At 32.2% G+C, this 1773-nt stretch carries 2 protein-coding genes; both read left to right on the top strand.

Going from position 1 to position 1773, the window contains the following annotated elements; all coding sequences use genetic code 11:
* On the top strand, positions 1 to 704 hold a 704-nt coding region (gene ftsE, locus WBF61_RS04235; RefSeq protein ID WP_424254206.1), incomplete at its 5' end, for a cell division ATP-binding protein FtsE.
* Positions 705 to 974: 270 nt separating this feature from the next.
* Positions 975 to 1773, top strand: a 799-nt coding sequence (locus tag WBF61_RS04230) for a HAMP domain-containing protein (protein WP_424254204.1), incomplete at its 3' end; no start/stop codon positions are given.

Below are 1773 nucleotides of genomic sequence, written 5' to 3'. Positions count from 1 at the left end.
AAAATGTAGAAAAAACCTATCCTAAAGGAGTAAAAGCACTTCGGGATATGTCAGTATCGATTGAAGATGGCGAGTTTGTTTATGTGATTGGAGCAAGTGGCTCTGGAAAATCTACGTTTGCAAAACTGCTTATCCGAGAAGAAAAAATGACTAAAGGAAAAATGACTGTTTGTGGATATGATTTGGCAAAAATAAAGAATAAAGATATTCCAAAGCTAAGACGTCAAATAGGGGTAGTTTTTCAAGACTATCGTTTATTAGAAAGTCGAACTGTTTTTGAAAATATCGCTTACGCGCTAGAAGTGATTGGCACGAATCCTGAAGACATAAAACCTCGTGTAATGGAGGCGTTAATTCAGGTGGAACTTGAAGATAAAGCGGATCATAAGCCTACAGAATTATCGGGTGGGGAACAACAAAGAGTTGGAATCGCAAGAGCTATTGTGAATAATCCAAAGGTCCTAATTGCAGATGAGCCAACAGGGAATTTAGATCCAAAAACGGCATTAGATATTATGCGGTTATTTTATCGTATCAATCTAACTGGAACGACCATTATCATGGTCACTCACAATCGTTCAATTGTTACGAAAGTACATAACCGTGTAATCGAAATTAAAAATGGGACGCTTGTTGGAGATAAGTGCAAAGATAATGGGAGCTTAGAATACGATTACAGTTCAGGAGATTATATTCTGATTTAAAGTGAATAGTGTTATTAAAATGCTGAGACAATTTGTCTTAGTGTTTTTTTTTTTGAGCAGTGAAGAACGTGCATGAAATCTATCTTTTTCTTATTTAAAAAAAATTATTTCTAACTTTTGTTTACTATATCGTCTAAAGTTTATTCTGAATAAGCCGATATAATAGACAGATGTAAATGAGAAGGAGAGACATCTAATGATTGTACGAATCAGTTTGAAAAGTTATAAGAACAAGTGAAAACGAGACTATTAAAAAAGAGGAATGAAAAAATGAAAATGAATGAAAAAAGATTAGGTAAAATAACGAAATTGAGAACAAAGATAGTAGCTGGTTTTGCTATTATAGTATTATTTATGATTCTGCTAAGTACTTTTAATACCTTATCTTTGAATGATATGAATACATCAATGGAAGATAGATTAAAGATAGAATTAAATACATTGATCTATGATGAAAGTTTATTAACAGATATACACAGACGCACTAGTTTGATGAGAGGATTTATGTTGTATGAGAATGAGAGCTACCGCACACAATTCAATCAGGAAACTGAAAATATTATTGCATTAGAGAAAGAGTACAGAGAACTAGGGTATTCACCCGAAATAAAAAAAATAATTGAGAAAAAAATAATTTGGGGCGAAGTCATACAACAGGCTTTTGAAGCCTACGATAAGGGAGATTCTCAACAAGCTAAAGAGATCATGAATACACAAGCTGAAGTCTTAGAAACAGAAATAGCAAAAGGAATAACTGATTTAGTAATTGAACGAGAAATTTTAATTTTAGATTTAACCGATGATTTAATACGAAGAGGTACAATAATAAAAAACTTAGGCATTATTGTAACAATGGTGCTGGCCTTTCTTTCTATTGTAATTGCTTACGTTATTTCAAATAATATTACTAAGCCAATTAAGCGTGTAATGAAACAAATGAAAGAAATATCAAATGGCAATTTGATTTTAGAGCCACTTCCAGTAACAACTGAAGATGAAACAGGTCAGTTATCAGAATCAATGAATCTAATGCAAACGAACCTAACGAATATGATTCAAAAATTAGCTA

Source organism: Carnobacterium sp. (genome assembly GCF_049673005.1).
Lineage (GTDB): Bacteria > Bacillota > Bacilli > Lactobacillales > Carnobacteriaceae > Carnobacterium_A.
This window is presented reverse-complemented; position numbering and strand designations above follow the sequence as displayed.